The organism is Falsiroseomonas oryziterrae (genome assembly GCF_021864505.1).
Classification (GTDB): Bacteria; Pseudomonadota; Alphaproteobacteria; order Acetobacterales; family Acetobacteraceae; genus Falsiroseomonas; species Falsiroseomonas oryziterrae.
On record NZ_JAKJIB010000624.1, the window covers coordinates 1 to 989 of the forward strand.

General features: G+C 77.7%; 1 protein-coding gene. It reads left to right on the forward strand.

The window, feature by feature from the left end:
- Positions 1 to 989: HAD-IC family P-type ATPase (locus L2I40_RS23695; protein WP_237217801.1), on the forward strand; the 989-nt coding region annotated here is incomplete at both ends.

Consider the following 989-nt stretch of genomic DNA (forward strand, 5'->3'; position numbering starts at 1 on the left):
AGAGCGAGCGCAAGGTGCGGGCGCCAGGCCTAGCGGTCGCCGACCGCGTGCAGGAGCGGCCGGGCGAGCGCATCCCGGTGGACGGCGTGGTCGAGGCCGGCGAGGCCGGGGTGGATGCCAGCGCGCTGACCGGCGAATCCCGCGCGGTCGAGACGCTGCCCGGCGACAAGGTCGCGACGGGGACCGTCTCGCTCGACGGGCGGCTGGTGATCCGCGCGACCGCGGTCGGCGGCGACACCACGCTGGCGCGCGTCGCGGCGCTGGTCGCCGCCGCACAGGCCAGCCGCGCGCCGGTGCAGAAGCTGGTGGACCGCGTCAGCGCGGTGTTCGTGCCGGTTGTGGTCCTGCTCTCGCTCGCCACGCTGGCGGGCTGGCTGTGGGTCGGCGGCACGCTGGAGACGGCGGTGATGCAGGCAGTCGCCGTGCTGGTGATCGCCTGCCCCTGCGCGCTCGGCCTCGCGACGCCGGCGGCGATCATGGCCGGCACCGGCGCGGCGGCGCGGGCCGGCATCCTGCTGCGCGACGCCGAGGCGATCGAGCGCGCCAAGGGCGTCACGCTCGTCGCCTTCGACAAGACCGGCACGCTGACCGAGGGCAAGCCGCGGCTCGCAGCGCTGCACCCGGCGCCGGGCGTGGAGGCGGCGGATGCATTGCGCCTGGCCGCCGCGCTGCAGTCCGGCAGCGAGCATCCGCTGGCGCATGCTGTTCTTGCGGCGCATGGCGGCGCGGTGCCGGCGGTCGAGGGCTTCCGCGCGCTTCCCGGCCGCGGCGTGGAAGGCAGCGTCGAAGGCCGTCGCCTCGTGCTCGGCAGTCCGCGGCTGCTGGCGGAAGCGGGCGCTGCGGCGGGCGCTCTCGCGCCGCTGGCCGAGGCGGAGGCGGCGCAGGGCCGCAGCCTCGCCTGGCTGCTCGATCCGGTGGCGCGCGTGCCGCTGGCGCTGCTCGGCTTCGAGGACGCGCCGAAGCCGCGCGCGGCCGAGGCGGTGGCGGCG